Below are 16979 nucleotides of genomic sequence, written 5' to 3'. Positions count from 1 at the left end.
CCGGCGAAGTCAAGGATTCACGCCGTTCCGAGCGCGCTCCCCGCTTCCGTCGGGTAAGCTTCGTACCACGCGCGGATCTCGTCGCGCAGCGCCAGCACCAGGCGCCGCCCCCGGCGCGTCTTGCGCAGCCAGCCGCGGCCGAGGAGGCGGCCCGCCGCGTTGTGGGCCGCCGAATAGGTCACCCCCAGCACCTCGCTGATCTCCTGGACGCTCAGGGGAATCAGGAAGACGAGGTCGACGACCTCCGCCTCGAGCGCGGCGCCCAGGATGGCGCGGCTGCGGAACTCGGGGCAGTGCGCCAGCACCCACTGCACCGGGCGGATCGCATCGGTGCGGAGCGAGATCTCGTCCTGCCAGTAGCCCCACGCGGCGAACACGTCCAGCGCACCGTCGCGCGCCTTCGCGGTCAGAAACGGGCTCTCGGCGATGATGTCGAACAGCGGCTGCGGGTCGCCGAGCGGCCTGCAGTGCTTCAGCGCCGAATCGAGCTGGGTGGCCGAGCCTGCCGCCTCGCGGGCCACGGAGAGGATCGCGCCCGCCACCGCGAGATCGCGGATGCCGGCGGAATGCAGGGAATGCGAGAGCCGGCGCGTGTTCACCAGGTTGTGGTGCACCGCCAGCCAGCTGGCCGCCACCCAGAAGAGCCGCGCGTCGGCGGGAGCGGCGGCGAGCGTGCCCATGATCAGCGCCTCGAGGTCCACGGGCGAGCTGGACGGCTCGACCGAGAAGCCGCCGCCGATCCGGGCCCAGTCCGCGTGGAGGTCCCGCGTCGTCACAATCCGCCTCCCTGCTCCACGTACAATTCGATCAGGTGCGCGCGCTTCGGCTCGAACGCCGCGAGGCGCGGCAGCTCGTTTCGCACGAATTCCAGCTCCTCGCGCGTGGGCGCCAGCGTGCGCAGGTCCTCGACGTCTTCCGCGCGCATCGCGAACAGCTTCATCAGCACGAAATCCCGACGGCTGATGGTCTTCACCGTCAGGCCGCCGAACGTGCAGACGTGCTCCAGGCGCTCGGTGAAATCGGGCGGCAGCACGCGCGCGAACGCCTTGGCGCCGTCGTTCATCCACCCCTCGGGCAGCCCCAGCGCCTCGGCGACTTCGGCGATCCCGCGACGGAAGCTCGCGAGCGCCGGCTGCGCGGCCGCCACGTCGATGTCCACGGTCGCGCGCGCCAGCCATCCGCGCAGGATCGCGGCGCCGCCGCCGATCACCACCACCTCCGTCTCCGCTGGGCAAAGAGACCCAAGTTCCCGCAGCGCGTCCAGCATCTCTGCCTTCACCATGGCGCCCCTCCTTCACCACCCATCTCTTCCAGATGAGACTCTCCTCAATATTCCAGATGAGACTCTCCTCACTTCTGATGTATATAGTTTTTTCGATACAGGAGCAAGATGCTGCGCGAACGCGAATCGAATCACCCTTAGGTTGACGTGGCCTCGCGCGCGGCGGTAGGTTACAGGATTGTTCCCGCGACCGCGCGGCTCGTTCGTGGCGGTCTTCCGGCGCGCAGAACCCGTCGTCCCGGCCGGGCGGCGGGCGTTCGTGCGTTTCCGCGGGCTCCCGATATCGAAAGGCTGTGCCGCACCCGCTGCTGATCGACTCCTTCCGGACCGTTCCCGCCTTCCGCGAGCTGGCCGACGCGCTTCCCCGCGCGGGCGAGCGCGTGGTGGCCGCGGGGCTGGCGGGGTCGGCGCCCATGGTGCTGGCCGCGGCGCTGCACCGCGCCCGCCGCGAACGGCTCTGGGTCCTGGTGGCCACGCGCCCGGAAGACGCCGAGCAGGCCACCGCCGACCTCGAGGCGCTCCTGGGCGAGGGCTCGGTCTACCTCTATCCCCAGCGCGAGTCGCTCCCGTACGAGGAGGCCGAGCCGCACCTGGAGATCGGCGGCGCGCGCGTGGAGGCGCTCGAGGCGCTGCTCTCCGGCCGCGCGTCGATCCTGGTCACCACCGCGCGGGCCATGCAGGAGCTGTCGCCCGCGGTGCACGGGCTCGACGACCTGCGGCTGGAACTGCGGGTGGGGCAGACCATCCGCCTGGCCGAGCTGGCGCAGACGCTGGAGGGGATGGGGTTCGAGCGCGCGGCCACGGTGGAGGAGGTGGGCCAGTTCGCGCTGCGTGGGGGGATCGTGGACGTGTTCGGCTTCGGCGCCCCCGAGCCCGCGCGCATCGAGTTCTTCGGCGACGAGATCGAGTCGGTCCGCTTCTTCGACATCCTGACGCAGCTCTCCGTCCGCGCGGTCGACACGCTGGAGCTGCTGCCCGTGGACCTCCGCCCCGCGGCCGAAGGCGGCGGCACGCCGTCGCACGCGGCGCCGTCGCCCGACGGGGGCGAGCCGGAGCGCAAGTCGCTGCTCGACTACCTCCCCGCCGAGACGGTCGTCGTCCACCTGGAGGGGAGCGGCACAAGGCCCGAGCTGGAGCGGACCTGGAGCGAGGTGCTTCGCCTGCACGAGGCCGAGGCGAAGCGGGGGACGCGGCCGGAGCGCCCCGAGCGGCTCTTCCTCCCCGCGCACGAGGCGGGGGCGCGGCTCGCGCGGCTTCCCCAGCTGTTCGTGGAGGAGGCGGGCGGCGAGGCGGTGCGGGCCACCTTCCGCTTCCGCGCGCTTCCGCCGGAGCCCATCGACCGCGACATGCCGCGCCTGGGCGAGGTGCTGCGCGGCGCGGCCGGCCGCGGCGAGCAGACGCTGATCCTCTGTGACAACCAGGGGCAGCTGGAGCGCCTGCAGGAGCTGCTCGACGAGTTCAAGGTCAGCCGCTACACCGAGCTGGGGATCGGCTCGCTCTCCGGCGGCTTCGTCCTCGCGGATGCGTCTCCCCCGCTCCGCCTGCTGACCGACCACGAGATCTTCCGCCGCACGCGCCGCCTGCGCAGAAAGCGGAGGTTCCGCGGCGGGGCGGCGCTGGAGAGCGTGGCGGCGCTCAAGCCGGGCGACTACGTGGTGCACATGGACCACGGGATCGGCCAGTTCCGGCGGATGGAGCGGGTGCGGCTGGGCGAGGAGGAGTTCGAGACGCTGGTGATCGAGTACGCCGGCGGCGAGCTGCTGCGCGTCCCCGTCCATCGCGTCGACCTGATCGAGCGCTGGGTCAGCGACGCCGACGAGGAGGCCGCCGCGCCCAAGGTGCACCGCATCGGCGGCAAGGAGTGGTCGCGGGCCAAGCAGAAGACGCAGAAGGCCATCCAGGAGATGACGGCCGAGCTGCTGGAGCTGTACGCCGCCCGCAGCGCCGAGAAGGGGTTCGCCTTCTCCGCCGACTCGCGCTGGCAGAGGGAGATGGAGAGCGCCTTCCTCTTCGAGGACACGCCCGACCAGCGGCAGGCCACGGAAGACGTCAAGAAGGACATGGAGAGCCCCCGCCCCATGGACCGCCTGATCTGCGGCGACGTGGGCTACGGGAAGACCGAGATCGCCATCCGCGCGGCGTTCAAGGCGGTGCAGGACGGGAGGCAGGTGGCGGTGCTCGTTCCCACCACGATCCTGGCCGAGCAGCACCTGCACACCTTCAGCGAGCGGCTGGCCGACTTCCCCGTGCGCATCGAGGCGCTCTCGCGCTTCCGCACCGCGAAGGAGCAGGCCGAGGTGCTCCACCGGCTGGAGGACGGCAAGGTCGACATCGTCATCGGCACGCACCGCCTGCTGTCGCCCGACGTGCGCTTCCGCGAGCTGGGGCTGCTGGTGATCGACGAGGAGCAGCGCTTCGGGGTCAAGCACAAGGAGATCCTGAAGCAGCTGCGCAAGACGGTGGACGTGCTGACGCTGACGGCCACGCCGATCCCCCGCACGCTGCACTTCTCGCTGCTGGGGCTCAGGGACATGACCCTGATCCAGACGCCCCCGCGCGACCGGCAGCCGGTGATCACCCACGTCCTGCCGTGGACCGACGCGATCATCGAGGACGCCATCCGGCGCGAGCTGGACCGCGGGGGGCAGGTGTTCTTCGTGCACAACCGGGTGGAGACCATCACCGCGGTCGCGCAGAAGGTGCAGCGGCTGGTCCCCGACGCCTCCACGGCCGTCGCCCACGGGCAGATGAGGGAGAAGGAGCTCGAGGAGGTGATGACGCGCTTCCTCGACGGCGACGTGGACGTGCTGGTGGCCACGGCGATCATCGAGAGCGGGCTCGACGTGCCCCGAGCCAACACGCTGATCGTGAACCGCGCCGACCAGTTCGGCCTGAGCCAGCTCTACCAGATCCGCGGGAGAGTGGGGAGATCGCACCACCGCGCCTTCTGCTATCTCCTCATCCCCGACGAGGTGCAGGAGGACGCCGAGCGGCGGCTACGGGTGCTGGAGCACTACACCGAGCTGGGGAGCGGATACCGCATCGCGCTGAAGGACCTGGAGCTTCGCGGGGCGGGTAACATCCTGGGCTCCGAACAGAGCGGTTTCGTGCACGCGGTGGGGCTCGACACCTACCTGCGGCTGCTGGAAGACACCATCAAGCAGCTGAAGGGGAACGGGAAGCAGCCGCAGAAGGGAATCGCGGAGGTGTCGGTCGACGGCGCCGCGCTGATCCCCGACCACTACGTGCCCGACGAGCCGCAGAAGCTGCACTTCTACCGCCGCCTCGCCCGCGAGGAGACGGTGGAGGGGGTCGACGCCATCCGCCGCGAGCTGCGCGACCGCTACGGCCCGCTCCCCGAGGAGGTGGAGACGCTGCTGGCCACCCAGTCGCTGCGCCTCCTGGGCGGCGAGCTGGGGGTGGAGCGCATCCTCGTCCGCCCGTGGGACGTGCGGCTGAACTTCCGCACGGGCGTGGTGCCGCGGATGGCGCCGCTGCAGAAGACGCTGACGCACTACCAGTTCGCGGTCGACGTGCGGCGCCCGCTGCCGCTGTCGCTGACGCTGACCCGCCACGGCACCGAGCCCATCGTCACCACCATCGTGGCGGCGATGAAGGACCTGGCGGGGGATTCGAGCTTGACGGCGTGAAGAAAGCGCCCAGTGCCGAGTGCCCCAGTGATGGGACGCTGTTCCTGGGCACTGGGCACTGGGCACTTGAAAAGCAGGTCGCGGCGAAGTCTTTTCCCGAGCGACGGGACGCTCCCCGGGGTCCCGCGCCGATCCACATCCACCCGGGCTGGAGATTTTCGATGAAGCTGTCCCGCTGGGCGCTGCTCGTGGCCGCCCTTCCCCTGGCCGTGGGTTGCAACAGCCTGAAAGAGGCCGTCAACTCGCACAAGGACGAGGTCGCCTCGGCGGCCGGCAAGGAGCTGAAGGTCGACGAAGCCGCCACCATGCTGGCCGCCAACCCGCAGCTTCCGCCCACCCCCGAGTTCGTCCGCGAGCTGGCGGACCGCTGGGTGGACTACACGCTGCTGGCCACCGCCTACGCCGAGGACACCTCGCTGGCGGTGCTCGACCTCGACAAGGTCACGCAGCAGCAGCGCGACCAGATGATCATGGGCCGCCTGTTCCAGAACTCGGTGCACGTCGACACCGCCCTCAGCGACGCGCAGCTCGAGCAGGCCTGGAACACGCAGGGTCCCGGCGTGGAGGTGCACGCCCGCCACATCCTGGTCCGCCCCCCCGCAGACGCGACCCCCGCGCAGCGCGACAGCGTCCGCCGCCTGGCCGAGAGCATCCGCACGCAGGCCGCCGGCGGCGCCGACTTCGCCGCGCTGGCCAGGCAGTACAGCCAGGACCCGTCGAACAAGGACAACGGCGGCGACCTGGGCTTCTTCGGCCGCGGGCAGATGGCGCCGGCCTTCGAGGACGCGGCGTTCAAGCTGCAGCAGCCGGGGCAGATCAGCCCGGTGGTGGAGAGCCCCTTCGGCTTCCACGTGATCAAGCTGGAGGAGCGCCGCCAGCGCCCGCTGGGGAACGACAAGGAGCAGTTCCGCCAGTTCGTGATCCAGAACAACCAGCGCACCGCCACGCAGAAGTACGTCGACTCGCTGCGCACCGCCGCCAACGTGAAGGTGGAGAGCGGCGCCGAGGCGCAGGTGAAGGAGATGGCCAAGAACCCGGGCAAGCCGGTGCGCGGCCGCGCGGCCGAGCGCGCGCTGGCCACCTTCCGCGGCGGCCAGCTGACCGCGGGCGACCTGCAGCAGGTGATGGCCGGCGCCCCCGCCGACGCGCTCAAGCAGCTCAGCGAGGCGCCCGACAGCTCCATCACCAACATCCTGAAGGACCAGGCCACGCAGCGCCTGCTGCTGGCCGAGGCGCGCCGCCGCAACCTGGGGCTCACGCAGCAGGAGTCGCAGGACATCCGCGAGCAGGCCCGCGGCGCCATCCGCCAGCTGCTGACCGTCACCGGCATCGCCGAGCACCGCGCGCCCAAGGGTTCGGCGGGGAACGCGGTGATCGAGCAGCAGGTGCGCGAGTGGCTGCAGCAGGCCGTGACCGGCCAGCGCCAGCTGCCGCCGCTGGGCTCGCTGGGCGCGCAGCTGCGCTCCATCTACGGCTTCACCATCAACGACGCGTCGTTCCAGCGCGTGCTGGAGAAGATCCGGCAGATCCGCTCCACCCAGCCGCAGGTGGCGCCGCCGGCCGGGCAGCTCCCCGGCGCGCCGCCGCAGGGCCAGCCGATGCCGCAGCCGCAGGCGCCCGCCCCGGCTCCGGCCCCCGCGCCCGCCCCGGCTCCGGCGGACACGGGGAAGAAGTAGAAGAAGTCCTAAGTCCTAAGTCCTGAGTCCTAAGTGCTGAGTGCTGCTGAGAGCCCGAGGGGATGGACGGATCTTCGTGACGGACAACTCAGGACTTGGGACTTAGGACTCAGGACTTTAGGACTCATCCCCGAGGCGCGGCGGGAACCCCGCCGCGCCTCGCGGTATATAAGCTCGGCCGGACCACGCGCTTCGTGCGGTCCGGACGGCGGCCCCCGGCGGGCCGCCTCGCTCTTTTCATCCCCCGGAACTTCCTGATGATGCGTGCTCTGACCGCGCTTTCCGCCGCCGCGCTCCTCGCCGCGCCCGCCGCCCTGGCGGCGCAGCAGCCCGCCGCGCCCCAGCCCGGACAGCGGGTGTGGGACCGCGTGGTGGCGGTGGTGGGCGACACCTCGCTGCTCTACTCCGACGTGCTGATCGAGCTGGAGCGCATGCAGGGACAGGGGCAGCAGGTGCCCACCGACCCCGCCGCGCGCCGCCAGATGGAGCAGGAGATCGTGCAGCGCAACGTGGACGACCTGGTCCTGCTCGAGGCCGCGCGCCGCGCCGGCATCGTGGCCGACCCGGCCGACATCGCGGGCGAAGTGGAGTCGCAGATCAACCGCGTGCAGCAGAGCTTCGGCAGCCAGGCCGCCATGGAGCAGGCGCTGGCGCAGGCCGGCCGCACCCTCGACCAGTACCGCGCCGAGCTGACCCGGCAGTTCACCGACCAGACGCTGATCCAGCGCTACATCGGGCAGCGGCTGTCGAAGATGGCCATGCCGGCCGTCACCCAGGCCGAGATCCAGCAGTACTTCGACCGGCAGAAGGCGCAGCTGGGGCAGCGCCCGGCCACCCTCTCCTTCCAGCAGGCGGTGGTGAAGCCGCAGGCCAGCGACTCGGCCGAGGCCCGCGCGCGGCGCAAGGCCGAGGGGATCCTGGCCGAGATCCGCCGCGGCGGCGACTTCGAGGCCATCGCCCGGCGCGACTCGCAGGACCCCAGCGCGCAGCAGGGCGGGATGCTGGGCTGGTTCCGCGCGGGGCAGATGGTGCGCGAGTTCGAGCAGGTGGCCTTCGCGCTCCGTCCCGGCGACGTGAGCCCGATCGTGAAGACCGAGTACGGCTACCACATCATCAAGCTCGAGAAGGTGCGCGGCGGCGAGCGCCAGGCGCGCCACATCCTCATCCGGCCCGACATCTCCGACGCCGACGTGGCCCGGGCGCGCCAGCTGGCCGACTCCATCGCCACCGCGGCACGGGGCGGCGCCTCGCTCACCCAGCTCGCCGCGCGCACCAGCACGCCGCCCGAGCAGCGCACCCTCCGCGACGTGCTGCCGGACCGCCTGCCGGCCGCGTACGGCGGCGCCATCGGCGAGGCGGCGCCGGGCACCATCGTGGGCCCCTTCGAGCTGAACGACGGGAGCGGGCCGTCCTTCGTCGTCGCGAAGGTGCTCGAGCGGCGCCCGGGCGGCGAGTACACGCTGGCCGACGTGGAGGAGCAGATCCGCTCGCGCATCGTGCAGCAGAAGCAGGTCGAGCGGCTGGTGGCCGAGCTGCGGCAGGTCACCGCCGTCACCGTGATGCCGTGACCGACGAGGTCCTGCGGGTGGACGTGCTCCTGCACCGCCTCTGCCTGACGAAAAGCCGCAGCGAGGCCAAGGCGGCGTGCGAGGCGGGAGCGGTGAAGGTGGACGGGAAGGCGGCGCGGCCCAGCGACGCGGTGCCGCCGGGGAAGCGGATCGAGGTGCGGTACCCGTCGCGGACGCTGGAGGTGGAGCTGCTGGCCACGCCGGGGAAGAGCACCTCGAAGAAGCAGGCGCGCGAGCTGTACCGCGTGCTGCGCGACGAGCGCACGGGCGACGACGGATGGGCGTGACGCCGGTCCGCGTCGCGGTGACGCTGGGGGACCCCCGGGGGATCGGCCCGGAGGTGACGGAGGCCGCGCTGGCCGACCGAGAGGTCGCCGGCGCGGCCTCGTTCGTCCGCGTCGGTCCCGACTCGCTGATGCGGGCGGACGAGGATGTCGGGGTCGGGAGATGGACCCCGGAAGACGGCGCCGCCGCCGCGGGGCGCGTCGCCGGCGAGGCCATCCGCCGCGCGGTGGAGATGGCGATGCAGGGCGAGGTCGACGCGATCGTCACCGCGCCGATCGACAAGGCCGCCTTCCACGCGGGGGGATGGCACTGGCCGGGCCATACCGAGATGCTGCGAGACCTGGCCCGCGTTCCCGAGGTGGCGATGATGATGGCCGCGGAGCGCACCGCGCTGGGCGGCCCGCTCCGCGTGGTGCTGGCGACGACGCACATCGCGCTGCGAGACGTCCCCGGCGCCCTCTCCTCCGATCTCCTCGCGCACCAGGCGGGGATGACCTGGCGCGCGCTCAAGGACCTGTGGGCGATCCCCGCGCCGCGGATCGCGCTCTGCGCCGTCAATCCCCACGCATCCGACGGCGGCCTGTTCGGCGACGAGGAGGCGCGCATCGTGGAGCCGGCGATCCGCTGGCTGGCGAGCGCCGGCATCCGCGCCGCGGGCCCCGTCCCCGCCGACACCGTCTTCACCCGCGCGGCCCGCGGCGAGTTCGACGCGGTGATCGCGCCCTACCACGACGTGGGGATGGCCGCGTTCAAGACCGCCGCGTTCGGCAGCGGGGTGAACGTAACGCTGGGCCTTCCCTTCCCCCGCACCTCGCCCGACCACGGCACCGCGCTCGACATCGCCGGCAAGGGCATCGCCGACGCGGGGTCGATGAAGGAAGCCATCCTCCTCGCGATCACCCTCGCCGAGCGGATGCGCGGCGCCCGATCCTGAGCTCAGGCACGACTCGACGGGCCCCCGGCGGAGACGACTCCGCGGGGGCCCGCCGTTCTGGTCAGACTACCTTCGTCTCCGAGAACTGCTTTGCCTCACGCGGAGGCGCGGAGACGCGGAGAACTGATGAGATTTCGTCCCCGCGTGCTCCGCGTCCGCCGGCTCAGGAATCGTCGCCGGCGGCCAGGGCGGCGAGCGGGAGCGCGAGGCCGGTCACCGCGCCGGCGTAGCCGCCCAGCCGCACGCCCGTCAGCAGGCGGACGCCGCCCGACGCGGCCTCGACCTGCGAGGTGATGCCGATCCAGTCGCGCAGGGTGACGCCGGCCTGCAGCGCGGCCCCCAGCCGGGTCTCGATCTCCAGATCCTCGTCGGACTGGAAGACGATGAGCGCGGGCGAGACGTCGACCGCCACCTCGTCGGTCGCCCAGCGGCGGTAGCGGGCGCGCACGCCCGAGCGGTGCGCGTGGTCGTTCGTTGCCAGGAAGATGCTGCCGCCCAGCGCGTGGTTTTCCGAGCGGTTGCGCATCCACCCCACCTCCCAGGTGGCCAGCCACCGCCGCTGGTTATTCACTCCCGGCGGGGTGGACACGAACCACTGCACCCCGAACTCGGTGATCCAGAAGCTGCGGCACACCGGCAGCGGGCGCGGCTGGAAGCACGCGCGGCCGGTCCGCGTCGCAGCGGACTGGGCGAACAGCACATCGGTCGACACCAGGAGCAGGGGCACGGTCAGGAGGAATGGAAGACGCCGCATCGTCGCTCCTCGTTGAAGATCCGTCCTTCCGCCAGCGTCCCGCGCAGTCTACGCTCCGCAGGATGACATCGCATCATTTCGCTCATCCCGGATCCGGCTGAAGAATCGGTTCGGCTCGTCCATGCTCGTGCTGCGGGAGATCCACGCCGCGACGCCTGCAAGCGCGGAGGTGGCCAGCGGTTACGCCGGACGAGCGCATCGTGCAGCGGGCGGGCGGACCGGAGCCGCTGGCGAACTCCGGCACGGGCTGCAGGCCACGTGGAAGAGCCGGGGCAGGTTGCCCCGGCTCTTCCTACGCACGTCGGTCGCTATACCCGGCGGCTTTTCCTGCCGCGCGGAGCGCCTCCAGGTGCTCGGTGTCGCAGGAATCCCACCGCGAAGGAATCGGGGCCAGATAGATCGCCTCTCCGCACTCGCTGCGGAACCTGAGCCATCCTGCGGCCATGCGCCTGTCCTCGAGGCTGCTCAAGTCGCGCCCCGGGAACACTGCCTCGACCGTCCACCACCGCCCGTCGTGGCCTTGATAGCGCCGTTGCATACAAGCTCTCCCAAATCACAACAATTTCCACGCTCGACCGGCAGGATGCGTTCCGCTGTAACGCGATCGAACGAACGGTCTTCGGCATGCCGATTGGGAACTGAAATTGCGGGAACTTCGGACGATTTGCCCCTGGGACCCGAAACGACGAAAATGGCACTGAGGGAATACAACGGTGAGGACGGCGTGACGTGGTGTGTGTGGGAGGTCACGCCGTCCTCGGTGTCGCGCGGAAGCAAAGCGCTTCTTCCGGGCGAGCTGACGAGCGGGTGGCTGTGTTTCGACTGCGGCTCGGAGAAGCGTCGGCTCAGCCCGGTTCCCCGTTCGTGGGAAACGCGGACCGACAAAGAGCTCGACGTACTCAGACGGGCGGCCGAGGTCGTCAAAGGCGGGTAGAGCGACAAACACCCGTTCGCGGGCGCCCTGGAACGGCGTCCGGCGGACTGGCGGGGCGCTCGGTTCTCTGACTGCCCTGCCGCGTTGGGCGGCGCCGTCCCTCGAGACGCAATCACCTCTCTCATGGTTCCGAATGCCCCACGACCGGCGGAGGCCCGTCACCTCCGAGACGAACGGGAAGTGCGTCGTACTGGACGCCCCGCCCCAGATCATCATCGGCTTGCTCGAATCGCTCCGCGCGGAGTTGCTGAGGCATGTGCAGGAGGGAGCGGAATCCATTCTTCTGAATTGCAAGGCGACCACCTATGTCGACAGCCCCGGCCTGAGCATGCTGGTACGGGTGCGGGCCGCGGCGATGGAGCGTGGCGCCGTGTTCGCGTTGTCGCACCCGACGCCGGCACTACTCGAACAGCTCGAACTTACCTGCCTGACGGGCCTGCTTCACCCCGACCACGACGGACCGGATTGCACCCGCTAGACTGGTGGACGACCAGTTTGCGATCATCAACCCTGTGTTTCGATGAGCTTCAGGGATGACGTCGACGCGGGCATCGGTGTGAATTGCCATCCGGTATCACGCCCCCGTGAATCCCCACGCCCTCCACGGGCGAAGCCGCGGGACGTCATCGCTCGGCAAAGTATCTGCACGCCCCGGCCGGACGCACTCATGCACTCCCGCACTTTCGCACTTCCACGCTTCCACACCCGCGCACTTTGACACCTCGCCCGAGTGCCATTAAGTTTCGCCCATTCCGCCACTTGCCGTATCCCTCCCGCAGTCCCGGTCCGTGATCAAGCTCACGTCGGTCTACAAGGAGTACCCCCGCTCCGGCGCGGCACTCAAGGACGTGTCGTTCCATGTGCAGAAGGGGGAGCTGGTGTTCCTGACCGGCCATTCGGGCGCCGGCAAGAGCACCATCCTGCGGCTGGTCCAGATGGCCGACTTCCCCAACGCGGGCGAGGTGCGCGTCTCCGGCTTCAGCAGCAAGACCATCCGCCGCCGCGAGATCCCCTTCCTGCGCCGCAAGCTGGGCGTGGTCTTCCAGGACTTCCGCCTGCTGCGCGACCGCACGGCCGAGGAGAACGTGGCCTTCGCGCTGGAGGTGACGGGCGTCAAGCGCACCGCCATCGGCCAGCGGGTGAACCGCGTGCTCACCCAGGTGGGCCTCAGCCACAAGGCGCAGGCGCTTCCCGACGAGCTTTCCGGCGGCGAGCGCCAGCGCGTGGCCGTGGCCCGCGCGCTGGCCAACGAGCCGCTGGTGCTCCTGGCCGACGAGCCCACGGGAAACCTGGACGAGTGGGCCGCGCGCGGCGTGTTCGAGCTCTTCCGCGAGATCAACGGGATGGGGATGACGGTGCTGATGGCCACCCACGACCTCGACCTGGTCCGCGCGCACCCCGAGTACCGGGTGATCGAGCTGGCGCAGGGGCAGGTGGTGTACGACAGCAAGGCCTCCGCGCCCGCTCCGGCCCCGCAGCCCACGGTGGTCGAGACGGCGGGGATCACCCTCGCCGACACGCGGGGGAGCTGAGCCATGCCCTATGCGCTCCGCGAGGCGCTGGCCGCCTTCCGCCGCAGCCCGCTGCTGGCCTTCCTCTCCGTGCTGGCCATCGGCTTCTCCCTCTTCGTCATCGGCCTGTTCGGGCTGACCGCCTGGAACATCGGCCGGGCGATCGAGAAGGTGGAGGAGAAGGTGGAGATCGTCGCGTACCTCGACGACGCGACGACGCCCGCCCAGCTGGAGCTCGCGCAGCAGGAGGTGCGCGCGCTCCCCGAGGTGCTGGAGATGCGCTACGTCTCCAAGCTCGAGGCGCTGGCCAACGCGCGCGAGGAGATGCAGGAGTTCCGCGACGTCTTCGCCGACCTCGACAACAACCCGCTCCCCGCGTCGCTGGAGATCCGGATGAAGCCGGGCTCGCGCACCCCGCGCGCGGTGAAGCGCGTGTCCGAGCGCGTCGGGGCGTATCCCTTCGTCGAGGACGTGCGCTACGGGCGCGACTGGCTGGACCGCATCTACCTCCTGCGGCGCCTGGCCGGCGGCGCGGCCACGGTGATCGGCGTGGCGTTCGCGCTGGTGGCCGCCATCATCATCGCCACCGCGGTGCGCATCGCCGTGTTCGCGCGGCGCGAGGAGATCAGCATCATGCGCCTGGTGGGCGCCACCGACGGCTTCGTGCAGCGCCCGTTCCTGCTGGAGGGGCTGATGACGGGGGCGATGGGGGGCGTCCTGGCCGCGCTGCTGACCTACGGCGCCTTCCGCATCCTGAGCGCCACCATGTTCCGCATCGAGTTCATCCCCGGGCAGTGGATCGTCCTGGTGGTGATCGTGGGGACGGTGTTCGGCTTCCTGAGCAGCATGGTGGCGGTGCGCCGCCACCTGGAGGCGGTCTGACGGTGTCCCGCCGCGCCCGCGCCTTCCTGGCCGTCGCCCTGGCCGCGGCGCTGCCGCTGGCGGCGGTGGCGCAGCAGGGCGGCCGCACGCGCTCGTCGGCCAGCCAGCAGCTCACCGACAGCCAGCGGCGGCTGCAGGAGATCCGCGCCGAGCGCGGCCAGCTGCGCAACGAGCTGTCGGGGATCCGCAGCCGCGTGCACGACGTGACCAGCGAGATCCGCAACATCCAGCGCCAGCGCGAGGTGAGCGCCGCGCTTCTGCGCGAGCTCAACTTCCAGATGACCGAGACGGAGCGGAAGATCGCCGAGACGACGGACGAGCTGCTGCGCACGCAGGACGAGCTGGCGCAGAAGAAGGCGCTGCTGAACCGGCGCCTGCGCGACATCTACAAGCGCGGTCCCCTGCAGACGGAAGAGGTGCTGCTGACCGCCAGCTCCTTCGCCGACCTGCTGAACCGCTACAAGTACCTCTACCTCGTGGCCCGGCGCGACCGCACCCTCGTCGGGGACGTCGCCGAGCTGCAGCACCAGCTGGAGCTGCGCGAGCAGGAACTCCGCCGCAGCTACACCGACCTCACCTACCTGCAGAACGAGCGGGCGCAGGAGAACGCGCAGCTGGGGAACATGGCGGCGCAGCGCACCAGCACGCTGTCGAGCCTGCGCTCGCACGAGCGGACCACGGTGCAGCGCATCGACGAGCTGCTGCGCGACGAGCGGCGGCTGACCAGCCTGATGGCCACGCTCGAGGCCCGCCGCCGCGAGGAGGAGCGCCGCGAGCGCGACCGCCTGGCCGCCGCCGCGCGCGACCGCAACGCCGCGCGCGTGGCCGGCCGCCCCGCGCCGCCGGCCACCACGCCGGTGGCCCCGCGCCCCGCGCCGACGATGACCACGGCCAGCATGGGCAACCTGGGGTGGCCCGCGCAGGGGAACGTGATCTACCGCTTCGGCCGCGCGATGCAGACCAACGGCACCGCCATCCGCTACAACGGCATCGGCATCGGCGCCGCGGCGGGCTCGCCGGTGCGCGCGGTGGAGGGCGGCAGGGTGGAGATGGCGGCGCCGTTCGAGGGCTACGGCCCCACGGTGGTGATCAGCCACGGCGGCGGCTACTACTCGCTGTACCTGTATCTCAAGGACATCCAGGTGCAGCAGGGCGCGACGGTGGCCAAGGGGCAGCAGATCGGCACCATCGGCGGCGAGAACACCCCCGAGGGCGCACACGTCGAGTTCCAGATCCGCACCCCCGGCGGCGAGGCCGTGGACCCGCTGGCGTGGCTGCGCGGGCGGTGATGGAAGCCGGGATGGTGATGGTGCGCAAGTCGGGGATGGTGCGGATTCCAGACATCTTCGTTGCCGCGGCGCGAAGGCCCTCTCCCCCCGGCCCCCTCCCCCAAAACCGACTGGGGGAGGGGGAGACCTCAACTCGGCGAGAGGCTTCGGCGCGGTTCGGCCGAATGCTTTTCGCGCGCGCCGGGATGTCGTCCGCCTCCGCGGTGGTAGTCCGCGCAGGCGGACTTCGTGTGGTTGTTGCAGCGAATTCATTCGCCCCCTCCTCCCGCTCCATCGCCCGGGAAGAGGGGGTTTTCTGATGCCGCTTCCGCCCGTCTACGGCCACGAGGACGTCCGCGCGAAGCTCCTGTCGGCGCTGCGCGCGGGGAACCTGCCGCAGTCGCTGCTCATCCACGGTCCATCCGGCGTGGGGAAGGAGCGGCTGGGGCTCTGGCTGGCGCAGCTCATCCTCTGCCAGAATCCGCGGGCCGACGGCGAGGCGTGCCGGGAGTGCCAGGCGTGCCGGTTCGTGGAGCGGCTGGAGCACCCCGACCTCCACTGGTTCTTCCCCCTCCCCCGCCCCGACGCGGCCACGCCCGAGAAGCTGCGCGAGAAGCTGGAGGAGGCCCGCGGCGCCGAGCTGGCGGCGCGGCGCGCGGACCCCTTCCACGTTCCCGCGTTCGACAAGGCGCCCGCGTACTTCATGGGGATGGTGCTGAACCTCCAGCGCCTGGCCTCCGTGCGCCCCGCCATGGGCTCGCGCAAGGTCTTCGTCGTGGGCGACGCGGAGGCGATGGTGCCGCAGGAGTCCAGCCCCGAGGCGGCGAACGCCTTCCTCAAGCTGCTCGAGGAGCCTCCGGCCGACACCACGCTCATCCTCACCTCGTCCAACCCCGGCGCGCTGCTCCCCACCATCCGCTCGCGCGTGCTGCCGGTGCGCGTCCTCCGCCTCTCGCAGCCGGAGGTCGCCGCGTTCCTGGAGCGGGAGAAGAGGATGAAGCACGCCGAGGCGGAGTCGCTGGCTTCCGTGTCCGAAGGGGCGATCGGGCGCGCGCTTAGACTGCTCCCGACGAGCGGCGGCGCGGGCGTGCTCCAGCGCCAGCGCGAGACGGCGCGCAGCCTCCTCGTCGCCGCGACGGCGCAGGGCGCGGCGGAGCGGTTCGCGGCGGCCAACAACGTCGCCCCCGCCGGCGCGCGCGGCGAGTTTACCGCGGGACTCGCCGCGCTCGCGCTCTGGCTGCGCGACCTGATGGTGGTGGCGAGCGGCGCCCCCGAGCAGGTGGCCTACACCGACGATACCGCGCTGCTGACCTCGATCGCGAAGAAGGCGCGCGTCCGCCCCGAGGGCGTGGCCTCCGCCATCCTGCGCGTGCAGGCGGCGATGGAGATGGCCGCCGGCAACGTCAACCCTCAGCTAATCCTCGCCGACCTGCTGCGCGGCATGCGCGAGGATCTCGTCCGCGCGGCCTGATCCCCCTAATCTCCAGCAATCGACGGCCCGATCCACCGCCGCGGATCCGGCCGTTTTTCTTCTCCCCCAGATCGTCGGATTCTCACGCGGAGGCGCGGAGACGCGGAGGATTCAGCCCTGCACCTCCGCGTCTCCGCGGCTCCGCGTGAGAAATCCGTCCTTGTGGCGCGCAGCGAGACGGCGGATCTTGCCGCGAGACACTTCACGGGAGATCGGAGATGAGCGACGGCGGGTTCACGCACCTGGACGAGGCGGGGCGGCCGCGGATGGTGGACGTCGGGGAGAAGGACGTCACCCGGCGCGTGGCTGTTGCAGAAGGACACATCCGCATGTCCGCGGAAACGCTCGCCGCCATCGTCGCCGGCGACACGCCGAAGGGGAATGTCGTCCTGGTTGCGCAGCTGGCGGGAATCACGGGGGCCAAGCGCACCGCCGACCTCATCCCCCTCTGCCACCCGCTCCCCCTGACCTCGGTGGAAGTGGAAATTTCGGCGGACGAGTCGCTCCCCGGAATTCGCGTTTCCGCCACCGCGAAAGTCGATGGAAAGACGGGGGTGGAGATGGAGGCGCTGACCGCCGTAACGGTTTCGCTGCTAACGGTCTACGACATGTGCAAGGCCCGCGACCGGGGGATGGAGATCTCCGGAATCCGGCTCCTGCGCAAGGAAGGAGGCCGATCGGGAACGTGGACGGCTGCGACAGCGAACGGCTGATCCGGGCACGGGCCTTGCCTTTTCGCCTCGGGGACAACTCTGACCCGGAGG

At 71.0% G+C, this 16979-nt stretch carries 14 protein-coding genes; 11 read left to right on the top strand and 3 right to left on the bottom strand.

Annotation, left to right across the window (positions count from 1 at the left end):
- Positions 1–17: 17 nt before the first annotated feature.
- Both VF092_25630 and VF092_25625 read right to left on the bottom strand, forming a co-directional pair.
- Positions 18–776, bottom strand: a complete 759-nt coding sequence (locus tag VF092_25630; GenBank protein ID HEX6750694.1) for a hypothetical protein — start codon at positions 774–776, stop codon at positions 18–20.
- The gene (locus VF092_25625; protein ID HEX6750693.1) at positions 773–1282 is read right to left on the bottom strand and encodes a DUF6036 family nucleotidyltransferase; all 510 of its coding nucleotides are present in this window, start codon (positions 1280–1282) and stop codon (positions 773–775) included. The genes VF092_25630 and VF092_25625 overlap by 4 nt, the downstream gene beginning before the upstream one ends.
- Before the next feature lie 293 nt (positions 1283–1575).
- Between VF092_25625 and mfd the strand changes: the two genes are divergently transcribed.
- From mfd to pdxA, 5 genes are all read left to right on the top strand, one after another.
- Positions 1576–4932 carry a transcription-repair coupling factor gene (gene mfd / locus VF092_25620; protein HEX6750692.1) on the top strand — a complete coding sequence of 1119 codons (3357 nt, stop codon included), beginning with the start codon at positions 1576–1578 and terminating at the stop codon, positions 4930–4932.
- Positions 4933–5093: 161 nt separating this feature from the next.
- Positions 5094–6608 (top strand): peptidylprolyl isomerase, encoded by a 1515-nt coding sequence (locus tag VF092_25615; protein HEX6750691.1) that lies wholly within the window; start codon positions 5094–5096, stop codon positions 6606–6608.
- 260 nt (positions 6609–6868) lie between these two features.
- Positions 6869–8176 carry a peptidylprolyl isomerase gene (locus VF092_25610; protein HEX6750690.1) on the top strand — a complete coding sequence of 436 codons (1308 nt, stop codon included), beginning with the start codon at positions 6869–6871 and terminating at the stop codon, positions 8174–8176.
- The gene (locus VF092_25605; protein ID HEX6750689.1) at positions 8173–8463 is read left to right on the top strand and encodes a S4 domain-containing protein; all 291 of its coding nucleotides are present in this window, start codon (positions 8173–8175) and stop codon (positions 8461–8463) included. Before VF092_25610 ends, VF092_25605 begins: the two co-directional genes overlap by 4 nt.
- Positions 8454–9395 (top strand): 4-hydroxythreonine-4-phosphate dehydrogenase PdxA, encoded by a 942-nt coding sequence (pdxA, locus tag VF092_25600; GenBank protein ID HEX6750688.1) that lies wholly within the window; start codon positions 8454–8456, stop codon positions 9393–9395. The genes VF092_25605 and pdxA overlap by 10 nt, the downstream gene beginning before the upstream one ends.
- 163 nt (positions 9396–9558) lie before the next feature.
- Here pdxA and VF092_25595 read toward each other — a convergent pair whose 3' ends face one another.
- A complete protein-coding gene (locus tag VF092_25595) occupies positions 9559–10149 on the bottom strand; it encodes a hypothetical protein (protein HEX6750687.1) in 591 nt (196 codons plus the stop codon).
- Between the two features lie 1067 nt (positions 10150–11216).
- Here VF092_25595 and VF092_25590 point away from each other — a divergent pair.
- From VF092_25590 to moaC, 6 genes are all read left to right on the top strand, one after another.
- Positions 11217–11561: an STAS domain-containing protein gene (locus VF092_25590; GenBank protein ID HEX6750686.1), complete on the top strand. Its 345-nt coding sequence runs from the start codon at positions 11217–11219 to the stop codon at positions 11559–11561.
- A gap of 310 nt (positions 11562–11871) precedes the next feature.
- A complete protein-coding gene (gene ftsE, locus VF092_25585) occupies positions 11872–12615 on the top strand; it encodes a cell division ATP-binding protein FtsE (GenBank protein HEX6750685.1) in 744 nt (247 codons plus the stop codon).
- Positions 12616–12618: 3 nt separating this feature from the next.
- A complete protein-coding gene (locus tag VF092_25580; protein HEX6750684.1) occupies positions 12619–13476 on the top strand; it encodes a permease-like cell division protein FtsX in 858 nt (285 codons plus the stop codon).
- A gap of 2 nt (positions 13477–13478) precedes the next feature.
- Positions 13479–14765: a peptidoglycan DD-metalloendopeptidase family protein gene (locus VF092_25575; GenBank protein ID HEX6750683.1), complete on the top strand. Its 1287-nt coding sequence runs from the start codon at positions 13479–13481 to the stop codon at positions 14763–14765.
- A gap of 298 nt (positions 14766–15063) precedes the next feature.
- Entirely contained in the window at positions 15064–16215 is a 1152-nt protein-coding gene (locus VF092_25570) for a hypothetical protein (GenBank protein HEX6750682.1), read from the top strand.
- A 218-nt stretch (positions 16216–16433) separates the two neighbouring features.
- Positions 16434–16928, top strand: a complete 495-nt coding sequence (gene moaC, locus VF092_25565) for a cyclic pyranopterin monophosphate synthase MoaC (GenBank protein ID HEX6750681.1) — start codon at positions 16434–16436, stop codon at positions 16926–16928.
- The last annotated feature ends 51 nt before the right edge of the window (positions 16929–16979 follow it).

The organism is Longimicrobium sp. (assembly GCA_036377595.1).
In the GTDB taxonomy this organism is placed as follows: domain Bacteria; phylum Gemmatimonadota; class Gemmatimonadetes; order Longimicrobiales; family Longimicrobiaceae; genus Longimicrobium.
The sequence above is the reverse complement of the archived record's forward strand: the minus strand, read 5'-3'. Positions and strand labels throughout refer to the sequence as shown.

Coding starts and splice junctions, on each gene's coding strand:
- VF092_25625 (HEX6750693.1), bottom strand. CDS start 1,282: ATGGTGAAGGCAGAGATGCTGGACGCGCTGCGGGAACTTGGGTCTCTT.
- VF092_25615 (HEX6750691.1), top strand. CDS start 5,094: ATGAAGCTGTCCCGCTGGGCGCTGCTCGTGGCCGCCCTTCCCCTGGCC.
- VF092_25610 (HEX6750690.1), top strand. CDS start 6,869: ATGCGTGCTCTGACCGCGCTTTCCGCCGCCGCGCTCCTCGCCGCGCCC.
- pdxA (HEX6750688.1), top strand. CDS start 8,454: ATGGGCGTGACGCCGGTCCGCGTCGCGGTGACGCTGGGGGACCCCCGG.
- VF092_25595 (HEX6750687.1), bottom strand. CDS start 10,149: ATGCGGCGTCTTCCATTCCTCCTGACCGTGCCCCTGCTCCTGGTGTCG.
- VF092_25590 (HEX6750686.1), top strand. CDS start 11,217: ATGCCCCACGACCGGCGGAGGCCCGTCACCTCCGAGACGAACGGGAAG.
- VF092_25580 (HEX6750684.1), top strand. CDS start 12,619: ATGCCCTATGCGCTCCGCGAGGCGCTGGCCGCCTTCCGCCGCAGCCCG.
- VF092_25570 (HEX6750682.1), top strand. CDS start 15,064: ATGCCGCTTCCGCCCGTCTACGGCCACGAGGACGTCCGCGCGAAGCTC.
- moaC (HEX6750681.1), top strand. CDS start 16,434: ATGAGCGACGGCGGGTTCACGCACCTGGACGAGGCGGGGCGGCCGCGG.